Here is a 25465-nt window from a genome sequence, read left to right as displayed (position 1 = left end):
AACCTAAACATCAAAACAAAAAATAACAAAATCCCTTAATTTTCTCCTAACGCACTCAAAATTAACAGCATTAAATTTCACCTAAAAGGTTGAAACTTTATTGGAAGCAGAAAATCTAATTCATTCGCTTAAAATTTATAATTTGCACACCCATATTATCAGTTTGCTATAAAATAATAGGGACATGAAATAAGTATTTCATTCCATGTATTTTTAATTTAGAAAAACTATTTTTGCTCTTAAAACCTAGCTAAATGACTTTTGAAGGTTACTTTGTTATTGGAGTTATCGTTTTAATGATCGTTGCTTTAGTCAACGATTGGATGCGACCAGGAATGCTCCTATTCTCTGCATTAGTTGTTTTAATGGCTTCTGGTGTTATTAATACGCAAGAAAGTCTTGCCGGTTTTTCGAATAAGGGAATGTTAACCGTTGCTGTTCTGTTTTTGGTCAGTGAAGGTGTTCGACAGACCGGGGCTTTGAATATAGTTGCCAGAGCATTTCTACCAAAAAGAAGAGGGAAAATGCCTATAATACTGGCAAAGATTTTAATTCCGGTATCGGTAATTTCAGCATTTCTAAATAATACTCCCGTGGTGATCATTTTTGCTCCGATGGTTCGCAATTGGGCTGAAAAGATGAATCTTTCTCCACAGAAATTTTTAATTCCTCTCTCCTACGCTACAATACTGGGTGGAATTTGCACGCTTATTGGCACATCAACAAATTTGGTTGTTCACGGTCTCATGCTTGAAAATGGGTTGCAGGGACTTTACATGTTTGAGTTAGGAAAAGTTGGAATTTGGATTGCATTAGCTGGCTTTGTATATCTGATGTTTATTGGCCATAAACTCTTACCTCGAAAAAAGAATAACAATAAACGAAACAGACAAGATTATAAAGAATATTTTCTCGATGCGACGCTTCCACCAAACAGTTCATTGGCAGAAGTAGAAATTGTAAACGGCAGAACACATCAGCTAAAGGATGTAATTGTGATTTCAATAGAAAGAAATGGTGATATTATTGATACTCGCAAAGGTCGTTTCAATCTCGAAAATGATGACAAACTTGTTATTGCGGTAAAAAGTGAAAACCTCGAAAATTTAATCAATCGCAGAAAACTCGAATTTAAAGCATTGAAAGGTTTTGGAAAGTTTTATAAAAGTACCGACATCAAACAAATTGAAGCAGTAATAGCCCCTCGCTTCCCTGGTATAAATCAAACAATTGACGAATTTGACTTTTTAAACCACTACCAGGCAGAAGTTCTTGCTGTTCATCGAAATGGAGAAACAATTTCTACAAACGTTGGCTCAATTAGAATGAAAGCTGGCGATAGTATCATGCTTTTAACCAACGAAAATTTCATCAAAAACTGGGGAGAATCAAAAATATTTTACTTAACCTCATTCATTGGAGAAATTCCACCACCACGCTACCGTGGGCAACGTCTGTTCGCACTTTTATTGGTTTTGTTAATGATAATTGGAGCCACTTTTGGACGTTACCTGCCAGAAGTTGGAGGCAACCAATTGGACATGTTCTATTTTGCTTCAATTGTAGCTGTTTTAATGACTTGGATAAATATCCTGCCGAACAGAAAGTATACTAAAGCGATTTCATGGGATGTTCTAATTACAATTGCCTGTGCTTTTGGTTTAAGTAAAGCTTTGCAAAACTCAGGCGCTGCTGACAGTATTGCGACTACTGCTATCAATTTTTCTAAATCCTTTGGCCCTATTGGTGTATTAATCACCATTTATTTAATAACAACTATTTTCACCGAAATAATAACCAATAATGCAGCTGCAGCGTTGATATTTCCAATTGCGTATTCCGCTGCAAACCAGATGGGTGTTGATCCAAAACCATTTTTCATAGCGATTTGTATTGCTGCGTCAGCCAGTTTTGCGACACCTATTGGATATCAAACCAACCTATTAGTTCAAGGGCTTGGAAATTATAAATTTAGTGATTACACAAAGGCCGGATTGCCTCTTAACATACTGGCTTTCATCATATCTGTCATCCTCATTCCACTAATCTGGCCGTTTTAATTTTAAGAATAAGAATTAATACCTACGGGATTTTGCCAGAATAAACTATTTTTGCATCCAAATATTTTTTACAAGGGTGCTTAAATTCTGCATTGAAAATTCAATATCATGAATCAATATAATCTGACTCATTTACGAGAATTGGAGGCTGAAGCCATTCAAATTATTCGAGAAGTGGCTGCTGAGTTTGAAAATCCAGTCATGTTGTATTCTATTGGAAAAGATTCTTCTGTTATGGTAAGATTGGCTGAAAAAGCCTTTTACCCGGGGAAAGTACCATTTCCATTGATGCACATTGACTCGAAATGGAAATTCAAAGAAATGGTCGAATTCAGAGATAATTATGCCAAGGAAAAAGGTTGGGATCTCATCGTTCATTACAACAAGGAAGGTTTCGAATCGGGAGTAGGTCCTTTTTCTCATGGTAGTAAAGTTCATACCGACGTTATGAAAACTCAAGCACTTCTTGAGGGGCTGAATAAATATAAATTTGATGCGGCTTTTGGCGGTGCTCGAAGAGATGAAGAAAAATCCAGAGCCAAAGAACGAATTTTCTCTTTTCGTGACAAATTTCACCAATGGGATCCAAAAAATCAACGTCCTGAACTTTGGGACATTTTTAATGCCAAAGTACATAAGGGTGAATCTATTCGTGTATTCCCTATTTCAAACTGGACAGAATTAGATATTTGGCAATACATCAGATTAGAAAATATACCAATTGTTCCTCTTTATTATTCAAAGGAACGTCCTGTTGTTGATGTCGATGGAAACTTAATTATGGTTGACGATGAGCGTATGCCTAAAGAATTGGCAGAAAAAGCAAAGATGCGCAAAGTTCGTTTTCGCACATTAGGTTGCTACCCACTTACTGGTGCAATTGATTCGGAGGCTGACACCATTGAGAAAATCGTGGAAGAAATGATGACAGTAACTGTTTCTGAACGTACAACCCGAGTCATTGACTTTGATCAGGAAGCCAGTATGGAACAAAAGAAACGAGAAGGATATTTTTAGTCCAACAAATTAAGGCTTTCAATTTAATTTTTAACTGAATACACTTTACAAATGGATATAAAAGCATTTCTTGACCAGGATGAAAAAAAGGATTTGCTCCGCTTATTAACAGCAGGATCAGTAGACGATGGAAAATCGACACTTATTGGCCGTTTACTTTTTGACAGTAAACGTCTGTATGAAGACCAACTTGCTGCTTTGAAAAGAGATAGCAAACGTGTTGGCCATGCCGGAGATGATATTGACTATGCCCTACTTCTAGACGGATTAAAAGCCGAACGCGAACAAGGTATCACTATTGATGTAGCCTATCGTTACTTCTCCACAAACAAGCGTAAATTCATTATTGCAGATACTCCGGGACACGAGCAATATACGCGCAACATGGTTACTGGTGCTTCAACTGCAAACCTTGCCATTATTTTGATTGATGCGAGTAAAGGTGTGATCACGCAAACCCGAAGGCATACATTCTTAGTTTCATTGCTAGGCATTAAACACGTGGTACTGGCTGTAAACAAAATGGATCTGGTTGATTTTGATCAGAAAGTGTTTGATGACATTTGTGTAGACTATAAAAACTTTGTTGCACAATTGGATATTCCAGACGTTAATTTCATTCCAATTTCTGCGTTAAAAGGAGACAATGTGGTTGAAAAGACCGATAAAATGCCTTGGTATACAGGAAAATCAATGTTGGAATTTTTGGAAACGGTACACATCAGCTCTGACAGAAATTTCGATGATATGCGTTATCCTGTTCAGTATGTACTTCGCCCAGATCGTGATTTCCGCGGATTCTCTACCAAAGTCGCCTCCGGAATTGTCAGAAAAGGTGAAAAAATTATGGTACTTCCTTCGAAAAAGACATCCACCATTAAAAGTATTACCACTTATGATGGTGAGTTGGACGAAGCATTTCCACCACAATCGGTTACCATTACCTTGGAAGATGAAATTGACATTTCAAGGGGAGATATGATTGTTTATCCAGACAATCAGCCTCGGATGGAGCGTCATTTTGAATCCATGCTTGTATGGATGGATGAAAAACCGATGGATCCAAGTACCCATTTTCTCATTAAACATGCGAATAATAACACCAAGGCTAGAATTGATAAAATTCGATATAAGGTTGATGTAAACACTCTTCAAAAATCTGAAATTGATTATTTTGAATTGAATGAAATTGGACGAGTGGTTTTCACAACGAATAAACCATTGTTTTTCGATCCTTATAAGAAGAATAAAAATACCGGTTCTTTTGTATTGATTGATCCTGTATCTCATAATACAGTTGCTGTGGGGATGATTATTGACCGTTTAGGCTCTGATCAACTTCCGTCCAGAATAAGCGACAAAGATCGCGATCAAATAAAAGCAGGACTTGGATTAATTAGTGATGAAGCGTATCAAAGTCGCTACAATCAAAAAGGAGCAACACTCTGGGTAAATGGACTTCATGGATCGGGTAAAAACGAAATGGCGTTTAGCCTTGAAAAACAATTATTTGAAATGGGAGCAACAGTTGTTTTGCTAGATGGCAGTTCTGTTCGTTCCGGCCTTTCAAAGGAATTGGATTATTCTCCAACCGATAGAGCAGAGCATCTACGTAGAGTAGCTGAAGTTTGTCGACTATTAAATGATCAGGGAATTATCACAATTTGCTCATTCATTTCTCCGGATGCCGATATTAGAAATCAGGTAGCCGAGATTATTGGACAAAATAGGTTCCATTTATTTTATATGGATGCTGATCTGGAATATTGTAAAAAGAATAGACCAGAGCTATACCAAAATGAAAACGTAAAATATGTACCAGGTGTGGATATTACTTTTGATGTTCCCACAAATCCAGCTTTAACTTTAAAACCTGAAAATAACGGGAATAATCCGGAACAGGTTATTGAATACTTAAGGGAGAAAACGATTTTTCCGTTGAAATAACTCAAATACGTTATATTAGCCAAGAGGGTTTATCAGTTGATAAGCCCTTTTTTTTAGCCATCACTTAATCTATATATTAATATTCATTATTATAGGAATAAATAGTTGGATATTTAATATCTTGCCTGAAACCAAAAAATTCTACTAATGAAATCAATTTATATTTTTTTATTTGCTGGTTTTCTATCAGTTTGCGCAAACACCACAATTGCCCAGGATTTATCTCAATATTTTGCAAAAAACACGATCCAGGTGGGCGTGGTTGTTGAAGATATGGATGCTGCACTCGACTTTTATATGAATGTTCTTGGAATGGTTAAAAGGCCTGGATTTAGTGTTGATGCAGAATTTGCGAAACGTAGTGGATTAAGTAACGGAATTCCTTTTGACGTAACTGTTCTGAAGCTTGAAGATAGCGATGATGCGCAGGAATGGAAAGTTATGAGCTTTGGAAAAAAGGCGAATCATCCAAAACAAAAATACATGTCTGATGACACCGGAATGCAATACACTACCATTCTGGTAAAATCGATGACTCCTTTTTTAGAACGTATTAAGAAGTACAATATTGAATTGCTGGGAGAGACTCCAATCAAACTCGATGAACAAAGACTTTTTGTATTGATACAAGATCCGGATGGAAACTTTTTTGAATTAATTGGACCAAAATAATAGAATGAATAAAAAAAGAGGCTGACACCTTGCAGTGCAGCCTCTACATATAAAAATTTATTTCCCAGGTCTAACATCACCGTTTCTTGGATTTCCCCCTCTTCGTTCTCCATTACCACGATTTTGCCACCTTTGCTCCCTTTCTTTTTGCATTTGATCAAACTTTTGTTTTTGCTCATCAGTCAGAATTTCTTTAATTTCTTTGTTTTGAGCATTTCTAATTTCTCTCATCTCTGCAAAAAGTTCACGACGTTCTTCGTCAGTCGCTGACCTCATTTTTTCACGAAAACCAGAAGTCTTTTCTTGATACTTTGCATTAATTTTTTCAAACTTAGCCTTTTGAGCGTCATCCAGACCAAGATTTTTAGCCATCATTTCATTACGCTGTTCTTGACTCATTCGTTGACCTTGCTCTGATTGTGCATAGCTAATTTGACTAACAACCAGTAATACAAATAATAAAATTCCTGTAAGTTTCATCGTTTTCAATTTTGAAATTTAGTCTTTTAGACCTAGTCAAATTAAAAACGTTTAATTGCTCTAAAATTATTTATCATCGTTAAATAATTTATTTTTGCTAAAAATTGATTCCTATGAAAGCCATGATTTTTGCGGCTGGTCTTGGCACCCGTCTACAACCAATAACAAATAATACTCCCAAAGCTCTTGTTAAGATAAATGATAAAACATTGCTGGAAAGATGTATACTGAAGCTTAAAAGCAGTGGCTTCGAAGACATTATAATTAATGTCCATCATTTTGCAGATGATATTATCAATTTTGTACAAAACCTTTCGATACCGAATATCTCCATTTCAATATCTGATGAGCGCAATGAGTTATTGGATACTGGAGGTGGATTATTGAAAGCAAAAGCTCTGCTTCAGGATACAGACGTTATTTTAGTAATGAATGTTGACATTTTATCTGATCTCAATTTTCAGGAATTAATTAACTATCACAAAAAAAGCAATGCGCTGGCAACTCTTGTGGTTCGAAAGAGACAAAGTTCCAGATATTTACTTTTCAATACTGATGGATTATTATGTGGATGGGAGAACACAAAAACAGGTGAGCAAAAAGTTAGTCGGCCAACAGAAATTGAGAACGCAGCAAAATTTGCATTTAGTGGCATCCATGTGTTAAGTCCAAAGCTATTGAATTTAATAGAAGAAAATGGAAAGTTTTCGATTATTGATTTGTATTTGCGACTGGCAAAAAAACATTCAATAAAAGCTTATATTGACGAAACTTCTGTCTGGATGGACTTGGGCAAATACGACCAGATTGAAGAAGCAAAACGTATAGTGACAAAATTAGATCAAACGGAATGAATCAACTGACGCAAAGTTTCTGTCCAGGCCGGATGGTCATTTAAGCTTTCTACCAATTGCAATTTCTCTCCTCCATGTTCTTTAAATAACTCTTCGTATTCAATGCCAATCTCAACCGTGGTTTCAAGGCAATCTGCAACAAATGCCGGTGCCACAAATAAAAGCTTTTTCACGCCTTGCTTTGCTTTCTCAACAACCATTTCATCAGCAAACGGATTCAGCCAATTGCGTGTTAATCGCGATTGAAAAGCTACAGAATAATCTTTCGGCGAAAGGCCCAATGCACCTGCCAAAAGACGTGTGGTAGCGTAACAGGTTGCCTTGTAGCAAAAATGACCGTGTTTTGGAAGTTCTTTCTCACAGGTGCATTTTGTTGAATCTATACTTGGGTGTGTTTTATCTATTTGGCGATTCGGCAAACCATGATACGAAAAGATGATATGATCGTACTCTGAAGGATTATATGAATTAATCCGTTCGGCAAAAGCCTTAACAAATTGAGGATGATCATAAAATTGACTGATCATACGATATTCCGGAATAACATACCACTTCGAAATTTTTTCAGCCACATATTGCCCAATACTTCCTGTGGTGGACGATGCATATTGTGGAAACATTGGAATGACCACCAACTTACCAAACCCCTTTTCCTTCACTTCATTTAGAACAGAATTTATGGATGGCTTTCGATAACGCATCGCAATGTAAACCTCGTACTTATCACCCAGCGACTTCTGCAAATCTTGCCTATTTTTTTCTGCATTAACTAATAATGGAGACCCCTCATCCGTCCACAGCATTTTATATATTTTGGTTGATTTGGGAGCTCTAAATGGAACAATAATCAAATTGACCAATAACTTTTGAAAAAACCAGGGTAAATCAATTACTCTCCTATCATTTAAAAATTCGAAAAGATATCTTCGAACTGCACCAACTTCTGGTTTGTCAGGAGTTCCAATATTTGCCAAAATAACAGCGGTTCTTTTTGAATTGTCCATGATTTGGTTTTTTATTTCAAGTAAAGTTATGAAGTCAATCGATTACATGCAGCCAATCTATGTCTTTTTTTAGCCATCTTAAAGTTTCGGCTTCTTTCGTTCCCTCTTCCGGTACATTTTGATATTCCCAGGAAGCCAATGGCGGCATACTTAAAAAGATGGATTCTGTTCTTCCTCTGGAATCCAAGCCAAATTTTGTTCCCCGGTCATACAAAAGATTAAATTCGACATATCTTCCCCGCCGAAGCATCTGCCATTGTTTTTCTGCTTCTGTAAAATCTTTATTTCGGTTTTTATTCAACAACTCAATATATATTCGTGGATACGCGTTTGCAAGCTCCTGAGTAAAAGCAAATAATTGATCAAACCTCCTCTCATCTACTGGTGCTACATGATCAAAGAATATACCACCAACGCCTCTGGTTTCTTTTCGATGTGGCAAATAGAAATAGTCATCGGCCCAAACTTTATACTTATCGTAGATTCCTGGCTTTAACGGATCGCAAACTTCTTTTAGTTGCTGATGAAACCAGGATGCTTCTTTTAGATTCACATAATGCGGCGTTAAATCTACACCACCTCCAAACCAGGAAATTCCTGAGTCCAACTCAAAATACCTCACATTCATATGAGTGATTGGAGCATGGGGATTTTGGGGGTGAATAATGGAAGATATTCCGGTCGCCGAAAAAGAAGCACCACTTTCAATATCTAGTGATTTTCTCATATTTTCAGAAACAGATCCTTTTACTGCAGAGAAATTTACTGCCGCTTTTTCAATGGCATCTCCATTCGTAAAAACCATAGTGGCTCCTGAGCCAATTCCTGTTTCCCACTCATCTGTAATAAAAGATGACTTTCCATCTGCTTGTTCCAGCTTGGTACAAATTTCCTGTTGTAGTTTTCGATAGGTAGTTGCTACCTTTTCGTATTGCATATTCAAATTAATTAATGCTGTCAGCCAACGTTTTTCCCTGTTTAATACGATCAGCCATGCCGATACCATCCCTGACATTACCCGCAATGATTAAACCCGGAAACTGAGCCTCAATTTCTTGAATAGCTTTCAGTTTTCCCTCCGACTCAATTCCATATTGCGGAATAGCGTGCTGATAACGATTAATAACCAACAAATCAGGATCCCATTTTGTTAATCCCATCATTGATTTCATTTCCCGCTCAACAACTTTCTTGACTTCATCATCCGAAATATCAACCATTTCCGGACGCCGAATGCCGCCTAAAAAAGTTGACAAAAGTGCACCACCTTCAGGCGCTCTCCCCTTAAAAATAGACGACATGAATAACACTCCAAGCACGTCGCGTTTTTCAATAAAAGGGACCAATCCGCCAAAAGCTTTCAGATCAATTCCCTCCCACTTTTTAAAGCCGAGGGAGATATGAATTACCTTGGCGAATTGCATTGCCTGCACTTTTTCGGCTAATTCTTCAGCAATAAATGGAAAAATCTCTTTTAGTTGATAAGCACCAGCCGTAAAAACTAATTTATCAAATTCCTGACTTTTCCCGTTAGTATAGGAAACCAGGTATTTCCCATATGAGGACTTCTCAACTTTTATATCCTTTGCATTTAATTGAATATGCTCTTTACCAATTCCATTAATCAATGCGCCGATCAAACTTCCCAAGCCCCCTTGAAACGCGAAGATTTCCCGTGTTGCTTTTTTATCTCTATCCGATTTTGGTTCTTTTGCTTTTTTAATTGATCCACCAATGAAACTACCGTATTTCTGCTCCAGATTGTACAATTTTGGCAAAGCAAAGCGGGGAATTAACTGATTCGGATCTCCAGAGTATATTCCCAACACAAATGGATCAACTGCGTAATTGAGAAAACTCCTCCCCATCCTGCGTAATACCAAATCGGCCAATGTTTCATTCGGATTGTTTCCTGCCTTGCGAAAAGGTTCTCCCAATAATCGAAGTTTATCTGAAAACTTAAAAAGTGGGGTTGTTACTCCACCAATTAAGCCGGAAGGCAATGCATGCCAACGATCACCTTTCCAAACCCACCGAAATTTTGCAGAAGCATCAGCAATTTCCAACTTAACAGCATCTCCCAAATCTTCCACCAACGCCATTACTTCCGGCTGTCCAAGTACACCCGAATTAGGACCTTTCTCATACAGAAAACCATCCTTTTGCACAGACTCAATTACACCTCCTGCTCGATCTGCTTTCTCAAAAAGCTGAACATCAATTCCTTTTTTCTTTAAATAATAAGCTGTGGTTAAACCGGTAAGACCAGCACCAATGATTCCGACTTTTGTTTTCATTTATACTGATTTGGAGAATTTTTTATCACCATCTTTCACTCGAACATCAAATACTGCGGCAATGTTGCGCAGGAAGAAACGTCCGATTGGAGAAATGGTAATTTCACTTTTTGTGTAAGTTAATAAATCATCTTCTACAAATCCATCCAGTTTACGTTCATTAAAATCCAGAGTACCTTTAATCTCATCAACGGAATAATTAAATGCATCGGCGATTTGCTGCCAATTCATATATTCATTACACATAATCTCATTAATGATCATTCGGGTAATTTTGTCCGTTTCGGTCATCGAATACCCCTTGACAATTTGAATAGTTCCCTGCTCGATATTTTCAATGTATTCTTTTACTGTTCGTGCATTTTGCGAATATACCTCTTCAAGCTGACTGATTCCGGTAACTCCAAAAGCATATACCTGACCAGTCGTTTCGCGGGTACAGTACCCCTGGAAGTTTCGGTGTAAGGTCTTTTGCTGGAGTGCCTGAGCCATATCATCTTCAGGTTTAGCGTAATGATCAAGTCCAATTGTTGTATATCCGGCACTAGTCATCTTAGCCCAGGCTGTTTCAAACATTTTCACTTTTTCTTCCGGAGCAGGCAAGCCGTATTCTTCCAGTTTAAGTTGCGCTTTTTTCACCCATGGGACATGAGCATATGAAAAAGTTACCAGACGATCAGGATTAATCTGAAGTGCTTTATCAATGCTTTTTCCAAAAGATTCAGGAGTTTGAAATGGCAAACCATAAATAAAATCAAGGTTAACAGCTACTCCTTTGTGTTTTCTGATCATTATTGCCAGTTCCGAAATTGGGATTGAAGGTACTTCTCTATGAACAGCATTTAATACCTTTTCCTGAAAATCCTGCACTCCCATGCTTATGCGGTTAAATCCAAAAGAGACCAATTGATCAATATACGTTTGATCCAAATAGGCAGGATTACATTCAACAGCGATTTCCGGATTCTCAATAAAGTTGAAATTAGCATGGATTAAATCCATTATTTCACCAATATAAGAAGCTGGTAAAGCATTTGGCGTTCCACCTCCCCAGTGAACCTGGGAAACCTTTCGTCCTTTATCCAGCATAGGACTGATCATCTGAATTTCTTTCTTCAATGCATACACATACTGTCCCATTAACTCCTTATTTTTGGTAATATGCGTATTGCAACCACAGTACAAACAAAGTTGCGTACAAAATGGAATATGGATATATATCGAAATATTTTCAGGCTGCTTCTGATTGGATTCAGTGACAGCTTTTAAATAATCTTCAGTTCCAAAATCCTCGGTGAAAAAGTTAGCCGGTGGATAACTGGTATACCTTGGAACCGGAACATTATATTTTTCTATTAATTCTTGTGGTATCTTCACGTTTCGATCAATTATTGATTATTATCAAGAGCCGGATCACCTTCAACGTATTTTTCTTTTTTGAAAATAACCGGCAGTAAAACTATAACCAGAATACAAAGTAACAGTTCAACAATGAAAAGCCCTCTGTATTCGAACTTGTGAGCTAATTTTCCACTAAAAACCGCGATAAACAAGCTACTTAAATGTGTTATTACGATCTGGATGGTAAAATCGGTGCCTTCTCTCCCACTTCGTACAATAGCCATTGACAGTGTATAAATAAACACCGAAGACATGGCATATGCCGACCAAAGCAGGCAAACTGCAACGTAGATAAGGTACAACGGATGGTTTGTAAAGGTAAGGAACAAAAAGAAAGATGCAGCAATCAAATTATAAAAAGCAAATAGATAGACTGATTTTCCCAAACCAATTTTCCGGATAATAATTCCTGCAGGAATAGCCATTAAAGCACCGCAAGCTGTACCATAAATTCCGGAAATAAACCCAATTTCTTTAATGCTGTACCCTAGATCAACCAGGTAAGGTTTCACCATAGTCAAAATGCCGATCAATCCGGAATAAAACAGAATGAGAACCAGCAAATGCCGAATGGTTGAAGCTTCCTTAAAAAACAAAACGAACTCATACAAAGTGACTTTCTTCGGATTCGGTTTAATTTCTTTGTTTGGTTTGCTTTTGTACAAGGTCAATGGAATTAACGCCACCAACACAAAACCAGCTAAGCCAAATAATAAATAGGTCCAGCCAAACGAGCTGTAAATGATAAGCAATACGCCACTTCCAACCAGTGTTCCCAGGAAACTACCAGCTGACTGCATGCTATTCCCCAAACTTCGCTCCTTTTTTCGCAAAGAAAGAATGGCAAAAGCATCGGTTGCAATATCCTGAGTTGCTGATGCAGTAAAGGCAATCACCATCAATGCAATAATGGTCGAAAAATCCGCTTGCAAATTGAAAAAGCCAATGCTAATAATCACCATTGCATAAATCAATTCAGATAGCAAAATCCACCTTTTGTAGTGCTTCGGTGATTTACAGCTTTTATCGACTATTGGAGCCCACAAAAATTTGGCAATCCAAGGCAACTTTATCAATTGAATATATCCAATAGATTCCAGCGAATAGCTCTCCATTCGCATAATTACCGGCACCACCGTAGAGAAAAAACTCATTGGAATGGACTGTGCCAGGTATAGGCTCAGCAGTGTAAAATACTTATCAAATTCCTTTTTCTGCATACAATTTGTTAAAAACGTACTTTAAGAGCAACTCCTAATCTGGCGGGTTTACCAGGCTGTGCAAAATTCTTCCCAACAGATGATAAATAATAAGCATTATAATCTGTATCGAATATATTTTTCGACCACAAACTTAATGTTATATTCTTCTTCTGAAATGACATTCTACCACTTAGCAAACCATATGTATCTTGCCATGCATTATTAGAATCGTGCCAATACGTTTTTCCAAAACCTTGATATTGCAATTGAAAACTAAATTTATCAATTAGGTTGCTGTCAATAGTAAATGTTTTCTTACCTCCCAAATTGTATGTGGAGCGTGGCGCAAAAGGAAGATAGTTTCCGCTGTAATCAGTATCCTCATCCCTTTGATATTTGACGTAGACAGCCTTGTTGTAGCTATACATTCCCCAAACTTCCAATTTTGGGTTGGGTTTATATCTAACTTCAGCTTCAAAACCTTTACTCTCCGACTTTGCTGCATTCTTCAACATAGATCCCCGACCACTTGGAACAGGTTGATAAACTTGTTGATTCCTCCAGTCCATATAAAATGCACTGACACTGGCAAAAATATTATTCACAGGACAATGAAGCTTAATTCCGCCTTCATAATTATAACTGTTCTCAGCATCGAACGAACGATCTTCATCCCGCTCAAAAGTGGAATTAAAACCACCGGAATTGTACCCAGTTGTATAAGTAAAATATGGTGCAATATTTTCGGTAATATCATATTTAATTGAAAATTTAGGCAAAACCTTGGTTTCATCCATATTTAAATCTGCATCTCCACCATGACTTGGAACACCATTCGTGTTTACCTCATGATTATATAACAACGTCGCCTTTTCGTAATCAAAGCGTAAACCACCATTGAATGTAAATTTACCCAGGTTTAAAACAGATTGGTGATAAAAAGCAAAACCGGATATAGAATTATCATATGTTTTAGTGTAGTTGTAAACACGGGGAGCGTCTGTTCCATATTCCAAATAGACTTCTTTGTCAAAATTTTGACTAAATGTAAATCCACCAAACAACCATTCATAGGCTTTCCCTTTTTCAGAACTCACATTAATTTCCTGTGCAAACATATGCTGCTTCTGATTCTGATCAACCATATACAAGCTTGCTGGAGTAAAGTCCTGGTCTATAATCTGCACATCATCGATTGTTTGATAACTGGTTGCAGAGCTAATGTAAACAGATCCAAAGTTTGCATTCATCGCCAAACCACTTGAAAACATTTTTCGGTCATAACCACTAGCATAATCGTAGTTCACATCTTCCGATTCTTGGGTATCCAAATCATATAAGCCATATGGATAACCAGCCTGTTTGCTGTCTTCGTATTGTAATGTTAATTGAGTGTTGAAGACTGAGCAGGCATCGTAATTCAATTTCATTCTCCCAGAATAACTATCCAACTCATCTGCTGACTCATCCAAATATACATTGGTAAAAAAACCATCGTGATGTGTTCTTCCGAGATTAACAATCATGCCTAGCTTCTCTGTAATTGGCTGATTATGTGAAATCTGTGTTTTCAGTTGATTATAACTGCCATAGTCTACTAAAACGGATGTTAAACGCTCTGGCTTGGGTTGCATGGTAGTAATGTTAATAAGCCCTGCCAAGGTATTTCTTCCATATAACGTACCTTGTGGACCACGCAAAACATCAATACTTTCAATATCCTGAAAATCAAAATTAAATGCTGACTTATCCAGGTAAGGAATATTATCAACATACACACCAACTGATGGCGAATTAATTTTCGTTCCAACTCCACGTATGTAAATGGGTGAAGTTAGTTTCGAACCATAATCAGGCATAAAAAAGTTCGGCACCACTCCTGATAAATCGGTCAGGTTTTCAATTTTATTTTCAATAATAACGTTCGCTGATAATTTTGACGCTGCAGCCGGCAGACGAAAAACATCGCTATTATATTTTGCTGAATTAATGGTTATTTCACCCAGATTTAATGTTTTATAAACGGTTGAATCCGCTACCTCTCCCTCTCCAAAAGTTGTTTGTGCTATGATTAGCAGACAAACTGCAAGCAATAGTTTATTATACATCTATTAAAATTTTATGAACTAAGAAAATGAGTGATAAATTCTCTCAAACTCTTAAAAATAAAGGTCAGTTAACTCAAAAATTAAATATACGAAGGAGGTGGCCGACTTACAACCAATCCAGCAAATTTTAAAGGCAAAAGAAAATTCAACTGGCCTCCAGGTCCCGGAATAACTGTAATATTTGGTATAAATACTGGAATATTCTCTATTACTTCTACTGTAATTTTATCCTTTCGATCTTTAAGAAAATCTATATAAAAAGCGCAATCAGTGTTCTGGCTAACTTTTGTATCACACAAAATGTGCTTTCCTTCGGAAACAAAATCATCAAAATTCTCTTTTTTTGTATCCGAATGATATGAAAAAAGAAAATAACTCAGATAAAATCCAAGAAAAATTAAATATGGAATATGTGTACTGAAAATGCCGAAAGTAAACATCTGGTCCTCTTTTTAACAAGCTTAAAAATATAAAAAAACGACCATACCAACTAGTCATTGACAAATATCAACCTTACAAAATAGAAAAGACGTTTGCTGACACTAATAACAACCATTTGTTCATTATATTCGCATTTTCTTCAATCAAAATACAATTATGAAGTTAACGGTACTTACTGAGAATGTCGCAGGATCAAAATTTTACGCAGAACACGGCTTGTCCTATTTCATTGAACATGAAGAAATTTCTATTTTATTTGATGCCGGACATAGTAACATTTTCGTCAGAAATGCAGAAAAGATGGGCATTGACCTTCTCGAGAAAGTTGACCAGATAGTACTTAGCCACGGACACTGGGATCATGGAAATGGACTAAAATATATTCAAAATAAGCCACTTCTCACACACCCAAAATCGTTTATCAAAAGATATCGAAAGACAGATAGGACTCCATTAGGACTTTCAATGTTAAAAGAAGAAATAGAATACCAATTTATTCTCACAACCTCAAAAATACCTGTCCAAATTTCAAATCATATCTGGTACTTAGGAGAAATTCCAAGATTAACTGATTTTGAATCACAAGTCACACCTTTTATTAATGAAAATGGCGATGATGATTTTGTACCTGACGATTCTGCCCTTGCATTCATTTTAGGAGAAAGCATCGTAATAGTTTCAGGTTGCTCCCATTCTGGAATATGCAATATATGCGAGTATGCCAAAAAAGTGACTGGCATCAATAAAATCCACGCTGTTATTGGTGGCTTTCATTTAAAACACAACAACCGACAGACAAAAGAAACGATTCATTATTTTCACAACGAAAACATTCAGCATTTACATCCATCTCACTGTACAGAACTACCAGCCCTTGCAGCTTTTCATGACCAATTTAAGATCTCGCAATTAAAAACCGGACAGATTCTGGAATTTTTATGATTTTTATGTAATTAAAAAGCCACCCTGGAAATCCAAAGTGGCTAGATATATATTAGAAATGATTTAGTTCATTAACCATCATTCATAGAAATCAGGAACTCTTCAATTGAATCAGTTTTCATAATTCTTGTCTTGATGAAATCCATTGCTTCAATCGAATTCATATCTGCAAGATAATTGCGCAGAATCCAAATCTTATCCATAACTCCTTTGGACATCAACAAGTCTTCACGACGCGTACTTGAAGAAACAATATCCACAGCTGGGAAGATACGTTTATTCGAAAGTTTACGGTCAAGTTGAAGTTCCATGTTACCAGTTCCTTTGAATTCTTCAAAGATAACGTCATCCATTTTAGAACCTGTTTCTGTAAGCGCAGTTGATAAAATTGTCAACGAACCACCTTCTTCAATGTTACGTGCTGCACCAAAGAAACGCTTTGGTTTATGCAATGCATTTGCATCAACACCACCAGAAAGCACTTTACCAGATGCAGGAGCTACTGTATTATATGCCCTTGCTAAACGAGTAATTGAATCCAATAGAATTACCACATCGTGTCCACATTCTACCAGTCGTTTTGCTTTTTCAAGAACCATTCCGGCAACACGTACATGGCGATCAGCAGGTTCATCAAAAGTAGATGAAATAACCTCAGCGTTAACGCTTCTGGCCATATCGGTTACTTCCTCAGGACGTTCGTCAATTAGCAAGACAATCATATAAACCTCTGGGTTATTTGCTGCAATTGCATTTGCAATTTCCTTTAGCAACATGGTTTTACCGGTTTTAGGCTGGGCTACAATTAAACCACGTTGTCCCTTCCCAATAGGCGCAAACAAATCAACAACACGCGTTGAGATATTATCATGTCCTTTTCCTGTCAGATTAAACTTCTCATTTGGAAATAAAGGAGTCAAGTGATCAAAAGGAACACGGTCGCGGATATAATCTGGTGTACGTCCATTAATTTCAAGAACTTTAATCAATGGAAAATATTTTTCACCTTCTTTTGGAGGTCGAATTGTACCTTCCACTGTATCACCAGTTTTCAATCCAAACAGTTTAATTTGTGATTGAGAAACATAAATATCGTCAGGTGAATTCAGATAATTATAATCCGAAGATCTTAAGAACCCATAACCATCAGGCATAATTTCCAACACACCTGAATTTGTAATGATTCCTTCAAACTCATAAGGTTTCTCTCCAGATCCGTTTCCTTGTTTATGTTTACCTTGATTATCCCATTTCTGGAACTTCCCTTTCCTCGGCTGCTGATCTTTTTTATGATCGTGCGCAACATTGGATTGTTGAGTTGGTTGAGTTGGTTGGGTTGCTTGAGCAGCTTTTTCCTGTTTAGGAACATTTTGATGGGCTGGTTTTACTTCAACTTTAACCCTTTTTTCCTCAACAGGTTTATCAATCTTTTTACTTTCTAATTCAATTTTCTTAACAGGAGGTTTTTCGTCTTTTCTATCTCCTATGTTTTTTGACTGAGCTTTGTCAAAAATACCACCTGCTTTTACAACAGTGGTCCGTTTTCTTTTCCGATCTTTTTGCTCAGAATCAGATCCTTTACGGTCCAATGGTGAAATAAATTTCTTCTTTTCAACCACAGGTTTATTCGAATCTTGCTTTTGTCTTTGAATTCTATCTTTTGATGGATCAGATTTCTTTTCTGAGGCAATAATTGCTTGGGTATCCAAGATTTTATAAATCAAATCCTGTTTTTTGTAAGATTCAACTTTTTTAATTTTAAGCTCTTTGGCAATTTCCCGAAGATCGGGAACCAGCTTTCTGCTTAATTCGATAATATCATACATAGTTTTTGGTAATTAATTAATCCCAGGAAATCTGGTGTAGTAAACAAGTTATAGGATAAAGAAATAAAAATGGATTCGAGTTCAAATACGAATTATTTTGCAATAATAACGAATATGTCCATAATCCCCAAAATTATTTCTTTTTTATAAGAACATTTCTAATACTGTTACAAAACAAATAAACAATAAATTACCTTTTTAGTTTGTTCATGAAGAAAAATGCATGGTTTACAATTAATTTGATAGTGTTCATGAAAAATCTAAATACTTTTTCTAAATTCAAAACATTTATAACTATTTTCACAAAGAATTAAGATAAAACCAGATCAGTTTTTGTTTGTTTGCGTATAATGGATTAAGCTAAGTTTGGAATATTTAAGCAATGAGACAACTAAAAATAACAAAGCAGGTTACCAATCGGGAAACATTATCACTTGATAAGTATCTTCATGAGATTGGCAAAGTTGATTTATTAAGTGCTGACAAAGAGGTTGAACTTGCAAAACGTATAAAAAAAGGTGATCGTGAAGCCTTGGAAGAGCTTATTAAAGCTAATTTACGTTTCGTAGTTTCCGTTTCCAAACAATATCAAAACCAAGGGTTGAGTTTACCAGATTTAATTAATGAAGGTAATTTAGGTTTAATCAAAGCTGCTCAAAGATTTGACGAAACACGAGGATTTAAATTTATTTCATATGCAGTGTGGTGGATTCGGCAATCTATTTTACAAGCGCTTGCTGAACAAGCTCGAATTGTAAGACTTCCTTTAAACAAAATAGGGTCCATTAATAAAATCAACCGCACATTTTCTCAATTGGAGCAGGAATACCAGCGGGAACCCACTCCGGAAGAAGTTGCCAAAATATTGGAAACGACCACTGAAATGGTTGAAGATTCTATGAAGGTTTCTAGCCATCATGTATCTATGGATGCTCCGTTGAAAGATGAAGATGGTAATAGCTTGTATGATGTATTGCTGAATGACGAATCTCCCAGCCCGGACAATGGCTTAATTGATTCTTCACTTCGTAAGGAAATAGAGCGCACGCTTTCAACTCTAGGAGAAAGAGAATCTGAAATCATTAAATATTATTTTGGATTGAATGGCTACAGACAGCATACACTGGAAGAAATTGGTGATGTTTTTGGTCTTACTCGCGAAAGAGTTCGCCAGATTAAAGAAAAATCAATTAAAAAGCTGAAAAATAATTACCGCAATCGACTACTGAAAGCCTATTTAGGCAGATAAAAGACAAAATATCCTATTTTCGCTTCGAACTCAATCCCCAAAACTATATTTTTGGGATAAAATTATTTATATGAGTAATCAGAGACTTATTGCCCCTTCAATATTAGCAGCAGATTTCACAAATTTGAAAGCAGATATTGAAATGATTAATAAAAGTGATGCAGATTATGTACACTGCGACGTTATGGATGGAGTTTTTGTTCCTAACATTTCATTTGGAATCCCTGTAATTTCCCAAGTTTCAAAAATTGCACAGAAGCCACTTGACGTTCATCTTATGATAATTGATCCGGACCGATACATTAAAGAATTCGCCAAAGCTGGTGCATCCATATTAACTGTTCATTTAGAAGCATGCAAACATTTACACCGAACAATTCATAGTATTAAGGATGAAGGTATGAGAGCAAGTGTATGCTTAAATCCTCATTCACCTATTCACTTTCTAGAAGATATTATTAATGATCTTGATATGGTATTATTAATGTCTGTTAATCCGGGCTTTGGCGGACAAACCTTTATTGACAACACATACAACAAAGTGCACAAGCTCAAAGAATTGATAACTGCTAAAAAATCAGACTGCAAAATTGAAATAGACGGCGGAGTTAATTATGAAACCGGTAAAAAGCTATTTGACGCAGGAGCCGATATTTTGGTAGCCGGAAGCTTTGTATTTCAATCAGAAAATCCAATTGAAACCATTTCCAAATTGAAAGAATTATAAAACTGCCGAACACATTTGTGGCGGCCTGTGAATTTTCCACTCATAATATTGAGGCAAGCATACAACAATTAAAATTGAAAGCTGTTCTAAGTATATTGATCAATTAATTGAAAATACATTTCACTTTACAACTTTATATTAAATACCTATGAAATCCCCGACAATAAAAAATTTGGCATTTGCAATCCTCCTTTTGGGATCTTTAACCTTTTTAAATAGTTGCAGTACTGTTCCCTTAACTGGAAGAAATCAGCTAAACCTACTCCCCGAATCCGATATGGTAAAAATGAGTTTAACTAGCTACGATGATTTTCTGAAAGAAAACAAGATATCAACTAATCAGCAACAACTTAACATGCTCAAAAAAGTTGGAAGTAAAGTATCATCAGCTGTTGAATTATACTTAAAAAACAACGGATTTGAGAGTTACATTGAAAACTTCAAATGGGAATTCAATTTGGTGGAAAATGATGTACCCAATGCATGGTGCATGCCTGGCGGAAAAGTCGTTTTCTATACTGGCATATTACCACTTACACAAAATGAAGCAGGGATGGCTGTTGTTATGGGACATGAAATTGCTCATGCAGTTGCCAGACATGGTAACGAAAGAATGAGTCATGGATTAATTGTTCAACTTGGAGGAGTGGCGCTATCAGAGGCAATTAAGGACAAGCCAGAAGAAACTCAGGCACTATTCGCAACTGCATACGGAGTTGGTTCTCAAGTTGGTGTAATGCTTCCCTTTTCACGAACTCATGAATATGAAGCAGATAAAATGGGACTAATATTTATGGCAATGGCTGGTTATGCCCCTAACGAAGCTGTTGAATTTTGGAAGAGAATGGCTCAACAAGGTGGATCTAAGCCACCAGAATTCTTAAGTACTCATCCGGTTGATTCTAAAAGAATTGCTGCTTTGCAGGAAATTATGCCAGAGGCGCTTAAATACTATAATTTGAATAATTAACTTTTACAAGGCCTTTAAAATAAAGGCAAAGTCGTTAAGATAAACGAACATAAGTTTAACAAAACCATAGAGGTGTTTATTAACATTTTTTAATATTTTTCGAAATATTTTTTTACTTTTGGAAAAGAAACTATGGAAATAACTAAAAACGAGCAAGATGGATGGCTTTGAAAAACATGATGAAAAGAATGAGGTCGATAGCAAGTTCAGGCAAGAGATTTATTCAAAAGCTGTAAGGGCTGGTAAAAGAACCTATTTTTTTGATGTAAAATCAACCCGCAAGGATGAGTACTACCTAACGATCACTGAAAGTAAAAAGAAATTTGATCAGGATGGCAAGTTCCACTTTGAGAAACACAAGATCTTTCTTTACAAAGAAGATTTTGAAAAGTTCACAGATGGCTTAAGTGAAGTGATAAACTTTATTGAAAGCAATGAACCTGTAGAAGACACTGAAATGTTGGCGGAAGAAACTGAAACATTCGAAAAAGAAGATGAAGTGACCGGCAAAGATTACACCAGTGTTGAATTTGAAGATTTAAACAACTAATAGAAATCACCTCTGAAAAAATCTCGCTTTCGCGGGATTTTTTTTTTGCATAAACTTTCCTACCAATCTTTCTATTTTCTTACACCAATCCGGTTTGCCCATTCAGAGTAATATTTTTTCAATTCTTCTGCCCGATCTTTTTCAATTTCAACAAGGTTATTTAACTCTGTACGGTCAATGTTAAGGTTATATAGTTCCCATTCTCCTTTGTGCTTTGAGATTAGCTTCCAATCTCCCATCCGAATAGCCTTATTTCCCTCATGATCCCAACAAATCGCATCATGCTGATCTCTTATTTCGCCTTCGAAAATAGGCCTCAAACTTTTTCCAGGCATTGCTTTAATTACTTTCCCCTTATATGTTTTTGGGTAATTTGCATTCGCAATATCACAACAAGTAGCCATAATATCAATGATATGACCCGGCTGAGAAGTAATTCCTCCCCTATCAAATATACCGAGAGGCCAGTGGGCAATTAATGGTGTCGATATTCCTCCTTCATGAACCCAATGCTTAAACATCCGGAATGGCGTGTTGCTGAGATTTGCCCAAGATCGACCATAAGTATGATAAGATTCTCCTGACCCAGGTCTTGCATCTCCGTCCCAAAAATTTCCCCAAAAATCACCACCCCAAATTCCTCCTTCATGACATCCACCATTATCAGAAAGAAACAATACAAGTGTATTATCGGTTTCTCCCATCGCATCCAATTGATCAAATATTTTGCCTATTCCAACATCCATCCTATATATCTGAGCTGCATAAATTGACATCAATAAGTCCATTCGATCTTTTTCTTCTTCGGTTAGGGAATTCCAGGCTTTAACCATCGGATCTCGCTCACTCACATCCCAAGTTTTTTCAATGATTCCCATTTTCACCATTCGGTCATAGCGCTCAATTCGAAGTTGATCCCAACCTTTCATAAACTTCCCCCGAAACCGGTCAATATCCTCCTGCAAGGCGTGAAGCGGCCAGTGAGGAGCAGTATATGCTAAATACATAAAAAATGGTTGTTCCTTTTCCTCAGCAACTTTCAAATATTTTATCGCATTTTCCGTTATGGCATTAGTCATGTAAAAATCATCCGAGTTTGGAATATATTCAGTACTGTCGATCGCAAAATGACGTGACACATTAGACGTTTTGGTCTTGCTAATATCGAAATAATTGGCTGCGCCACTAATTAATCCAAAGTAGTTATCAAAACCACGATCAACAGGCCAATGTGGACGCTCCTCACCAACATGCCATTTACCAGAAGCTGCAGTATAATAACCAGCTTCTTTTAGTACTTCAGCAATTGTCACACATTCATCATTTAAATAACCTTGATAAGGTCCTTTTGAATTACTACCTGAATGAACCATACCTCCCATCCCTGCTTCATGTGGATACAAACCGGTCAACAAAGAAGCCCGGGTAGGACAACAGCGGGCAGCATTATAAAACTGAGTGAAACGAAGGCCTTCAGCTGCCATTCGGTCAATATTGGGAGTTTCGATTTCTCCTCCAAAGCAGCCTATGTCTGAGTAACCCATATCATCTGCCAGGATAATTACGATATTTGGCCTTTGAGATTTTTGTTTTTTCTCGGATTGACACGAAAACAAGAAAACAACACCTACAGAGATAAAAAATACAGTTATCGGAATTTTAGCAAGCCTTCGATTCATATTTAATAAAGTTTTTCCCGATTGGGAATTATTCGTTTTCGGAAAATACCGGAACCTGATTTGAATAATCAACCAGATATGTATTTCCGCCAAAAGAAATTGTCAAAATCGAATGATCAAGATTGATAACCGGGCCGGAAAAAACGGGCCACCTCTCATCATAATTATACCTAGTATTCCCGGCTATAAAAACAGGAAGCGTTCCAGTCCCCCCTTTCACGGGCCATTGCGGTTGTTCAAATGGCGCTAAATGTTGAAGAACCTTTGGTTCGTCTATACCATATCCCCAATTAACTATTGGCTCCTGGAAGAAACCAACATCCTGAAATAACATTTCTATATGCCCCCCTCCAAATGACTCATATGTAAGCAATTGTGTTTCTGGATCGAGATACATTATGTGTTCCCGAATAAATTTACTTTGATAGGCTTCAAAATTTTCAAATTCATCAGAATCATGCAATTCTAAAGCAAATCCACATACTTTCCCCGGATCATTTTTTACTGACAGTACATTCTGATTACGACTAGATGCTAAATTGGTATTTTGATAGGCTGGAATTCCGACAATCGACATATAAACAACTCCGAAATCAATAAACCATATACCATTTTCTTCCTTTATTCTCAAATCCTTTGGGAAATAGACATAAGAAATATTATCAATTTCTCGATTTTTTGGATTATTCAAAAGACTATTCTTTGTTCGATCGGTAGGAAATCTCTTTTTGAAATCACGTTTCCATTTTCGATCCCAGCCTTCACTCATTTTAGAAATTTCCTCATGCAATTCTTTGGCTGTAACTGGAACCTTCGTCAATTGAATTAATATATTTTCATACTGCCCCCATTGTGTCCATGGATCTTTCCCAAGACCATCAGAATTACCCCAGAAAGCTCCATTTCCTCTAACTTCCGAGATTGTATCCTGATTATTCACAATTAATTTCCAATTTACAATCTCACTGCCCATTTTAGTCCAGCCACCGTACGTACTTATTAAACTACCCAAAGTGTAGTTCTTGGTTCGATAATAATACTCTTTATTAAAAGATGGCTGATCTAACAAGTATGCTGGCTTACTATTTAAGTACCACTCTGGATTTACAGGTTTTTGCCGGACATAATCAACTAATACCTTTGGTGGTCGATAAGCACTGGTAGCAGCGTATAGTAATTGGATGTAGTTATTACCAGAAAAATTAACTTCAGAATCAGTTGAAAACCAAAGCCAGTTTAAAAAATAAAGAGCAGTTTCCTTTTGCCTTGCTGGTGATGTACCCATTAATTCTGCTCCACCAACCAACCCATAACTGTAATGAAGAGCCATTTCTGCAGCATAATAATCAAGGACTGCACGAGCAGCCAGCTTTACTTCTTCATCTGCTGAATAATCGTATAGATTAATCCAGCCTAATAAATTATACACGCCATATTTACTGGAATTAAACTCACCACTTCCAACCTCATAGATTCTTGAAGACCAGTCAAGTATCCAAGTCTTCATTTCTGCTAATCGTTCTGCTAAATCACCAAAATAGTTACCAAAAGCCAAGGCCTTTTGAGCATATAAAAATCCGCTTGTCCGATACATTGAAACCTGACTTTCTGTTCCCTCTCCGGTCCATGCATTGCTTCCGTCTACAGCTTCAAATACATTTTTGACCATTACTTGCATGTTTTCCTGCAATACAAAACAGTCTGGATAGCGATATAAAGCTCGAATTGATCCAACCAAACCATAATAATTTGTCAAATCCTGGCTCAATATCTTTATGTATTTTTCATCAATCTGATCGTCATTTCCAAATAATTCGAGTCTCGCCATTAGGTAAGGCCAGTAATATTTCTGAGCGTCATCGCTTTTTGGAGAAGGAAGCTCAAAAGAGTCAGAAACTTGATTTAGAAACTCTTGTGCTTTCTCTTTAAACATCAATTCATCATCTGTTTGACCAACTGCCAAACCAGTGATAAAAAGCAAAAACAAAGTAATTAGCTGTTTATGCTGGATCATGTTCAGGTTTTGATTTGATTTTATT

Annotated in this window: 21 protein-coding genes; 10 read left to right on the top strand and 11 right to left on the bottom strand. The window is 36.7% G+C overall.

Annotated elements, in window-relative coordinates; genetic code table 11:
- The first annotated feature begins 254 nt into the window (after positions 1-254).
- The 4 genes from ACUNWD_RS10200 (at position 255) to ACUNWD_RS10185 (ending at position 5696) form a co-directional block, all read left to right on the top strand.
- Complete coding sequence (locus ACUNWD_RS10200; RefSeq protein ID WP_445587702.1) at positions 255-2060, top strand: SLC13 family permease; 1806 nt, start codon at positions 255-257, stop codon at positions 2058-2060.
- A gap of 108 nt (positions 2061-2168) precedes the next feature.
- Positions 2169-3077, top strand: a complete 909-nt coding sequence (gene cysD / locus ACUNWD_RS10195) for a sulfate adenylyltransferase subunit CysD (RefSeq protein ID WP_445587701.1) — start codon at positions 2169-2171, stop codon at positions 3075-3077.
- A 51-nt stretch (positions 3078-3128) separates the two neighbouring features.
- Complete coding sequence (gene cysN, locus ACUNWD_RS10190) at positions 3129-5024, top strand: sulfate adenylyltransferase subunit CysN (RefSeq protein ID WP_445587700.1); 1896 nt, start codon at positions 3129-3131, stop codon at positions 5022-5024.
- A gap of 147 nt (positions 5025-5171) precedes the next feature.
- A complete protein-coding gene (locus tag ACUNWD_RS10185) occupies positions 5172-5696 on the top strand; it encodes a VOC family protein (protein WP_445587699.1) in 525 nt (174 codons plus the stop codon).
- Positions 5697-5753: 57 nt separating this feature from the next.
- Here the strand turns inward: ACUNWD_RS10185 and ACUNWD_RS10180 are convergent, their stop codons facing one another.
- The gene (locus ACUNWD_RS10180) at positions 5754-6176 is read right to left on the bottom strand and encodes a Spy/CpxP family protein refolding chaperone (protein ID WP_445587698.1); all 423 of its coding nucleotides are present in this window, start codon (positions 6174-6176) and stop codon (positions 5754-5756) included.
- Positions 6177-6289: 113 nt separating this feature from the next.
- Between ACUNWD_RS10180 and ACUNWD_RS10175 the strand changes: the two genes are divergently transcribed.
- On the top strand, positions 6290-7030 hold the full coding sequence (locus ACUNWD_RS10175) for a nucleotidyltransferase family protein (protein ID WP_445587697.1): 741 nt from the start codon (positions 6290-6292) through the stop codon (positions 7028-7030).
- Here the strand turns inward: ACUNWD_RS10175 and hemH are convergent.
- From hemH to ACUNWD_RS10140, 7 genes are all read right to left on the bottom strand, one after another.
- Positions 7018-8034 carry a ferrochelatase gene (gene hemH, locus ACUNWD_RS10170; protein WP_445587696.1) on the bottom strand — a complete coding sequence of 339 codons (1017 nt, stop codon included), beginning with the start codon at positions 8032-8034 and terminating at the stop codon, positions 7018-7020. The genes ACUNWD_RS10175 and hemH overlap by 13 nt on opposite strands.
- A gap of 34 nt (positions 8035-8068) precedes the next feature.
- On the bottom strand, positions 8069-8971 hold the full coding sequence (gene hemF, locus ACUNWD_RS10165) for an oxygen-dependent coproporphyrinogen oxidase (protein WP_445587695.1): 903 nt from the start codon (positions 8969-8971) through the stop codon (positions 8069-8071).
- Positions 8972-8978: 7 nt separating this feature from the next.
- Positions 8979-10331 (bottom strand): protoporphyrinogen oxidase, encoded by a 1353-nt coding sequence (gene hemG / locus ACUNWD_RS10160; protein WP_445587694.1) that lies wholly within the window; start codon positions 10329-10331, stop codon positions 8979-8981.
- Positions 10332-11708: an oxygen-independent coproporphyrinogen III oxidase gene (gene hemN / locus ACUNWD_RS10155; RefSeq protein WP_445587693.1), complete on the bottom strand. Its 1377-nt coding sequence runs from the start codon at positions 11706-11708 to the stop codon at positions 10332-10334. It abuts the gene before it with no gap.
- Positions 11709-11719: 11 nt separating this feature from the next.
- Complete coding sequence (locus ACUNWD_RS10150; protein ID WP_445587692.1) at positions 11720-12952, bottom strand: MFS transporter; 1233 nt, start codon at positions 12950-12952, stop codon at positions 11720-11722.
- 8 nt (positions 12953-12960) lie between these two features.
- Positions 12961-15042 (bottom strand): TonB-dependent receptor, encoded by a 2082-nt coding sequence (locus ACUNWD_RS10145; RefSeq protein WP_445587691.1) that lies wholly within the window; start codon positions 15040-15042, stop codon positions 12961-12963.
- An 80-nt stretch (positions 15043-15122) separates the two neighbouring features.
- Positions 15123-15482 carry a hypothetical protein gene (locus tag ACUNWD_RS10140; RefSeq protein ID WP_445587690.1) on the bottom strand — a complete coding sequence of 120 codons (360 nt, stop codon included), beginning with the start codon at positions 15480-15482 and terminating at the stop codon, positions 15123-15125.
- Between the two features lie 157 nt (positions 15483-15639).
- Between ACUNWD_RS10140 and ACUNWD_RS10135 the strand changes: the two genes are divergently transcribed.
- Complete coding sequence (locus tag ACUNWD_RS10135) at positions 15640-16425, top strand: MBL fold metallo-hydrolase (RefSeq protein WP_445587689.1); 786 nt, start codon at positions 15640-15642, stop codon at positions 16423-16425.
- 71 nt (positions 16426-16496) lie between these two features.
- On the opposite strand, the gene rho is transcribed toward ACUNWD_RS10135, so the two are convergent.
- Positions 16497-18251, bottom strand: a complete 1755-nt coding sequence (rho, locus tag ACUNWD_RS10130) for a transcription termination factor Rho (protein WP_445587688.1) — start codon at positions 18249-18251, stop codon at positions 16497-16499.
- A 382-nt stretch (positions 18252-18633) separates the two neighbouring features.
- Between rho and ACUNWD_RS10125 the strand changes: the two genes are divergently transcribed.
- From ACUNWD_RS10125 to ACUNWD_RS10110, 4 genes are all read left to right on the top strand, one after another.
- Positions 18634-19500: a sigma-70 family RNA polymerase sigma factor gene (locus ACUNWD_RS10125; RefSeq protein ID WP_445587687.1), complete on the top strand. Its 867-nt coding sequence runs from the start codon at positions 18634-18636 to the stop codon at positions 19498-19500.
- Between the two features lie 70 nt (positions 19501-19570).
- Positions 19571-20227, top strand: coding sequence for a ribulose-phosphate 3-epimerase (gene rpe, locus ACUNWD_RS10120; protein ID WP_445587686.1), 657 nt, complete (start codon positions 19571-19573; stop codon positions 20225-20227).
- A gap of 286 nt (positions 20228-20513) precedes the next feature.
- Positions 20514-21197, top strand: coding sequence for a M48 family metallopeptidase (locus ACUNWD_RS10115; protein WP_445587685.1), 684 nt, complete (start codon positions 20514-20516; stop codon positions 21195-21197).
- 157 nt (positions 21198-21354) lie between these two features.
- Entirely contained in the window at positions 21355-21747 is a 393-nt protein-coding gene (locus tag ACUNWD_RS10110; RefSeq protein WP_445587684.1) for a DUF3276 family protein, read from the top strand.
- A 71-nt stretch (positions 21748-21818) separates the two neighbouring features.
- Here ACUNWD_RS10110 and ACUNWD_RS10105 read toward each other — a convergent pair whose 3' ends face one another.
- Together ACUNWD_RS10105 and ACUNWD_RS10100 are read right to left on the bottom strand one after the other, a co-directional pair.
- Positions 21819-23426, bottom strand: a complete 1608-nt coding sequence (locus tag ACUNWD_RS10105; RefSeq protein ID WP_445587683.1) for an arylsulfatase — start codon at positions 23424-23426, stop codon at positions 21819-21821.
- 28 nt (positions 23427-23454) lie between these two features.
- Entirely contained in the window at positions 23455-25440 is a 1986-nt protein-coding gene (locus ACUNWD_RS10100) for a hypothetical protein (RefSeq protein WP_445587682.1), read from the bottom strand.
- Positions 25441-25465: the final 25 nt, after the last annotated feature.

The organism is Sunxiuqinia sp. A32 (genome assembly GCF_052690465.1).
This window is presented reverse-complemented; position numbering and strand designations above follow the sequence as displayed.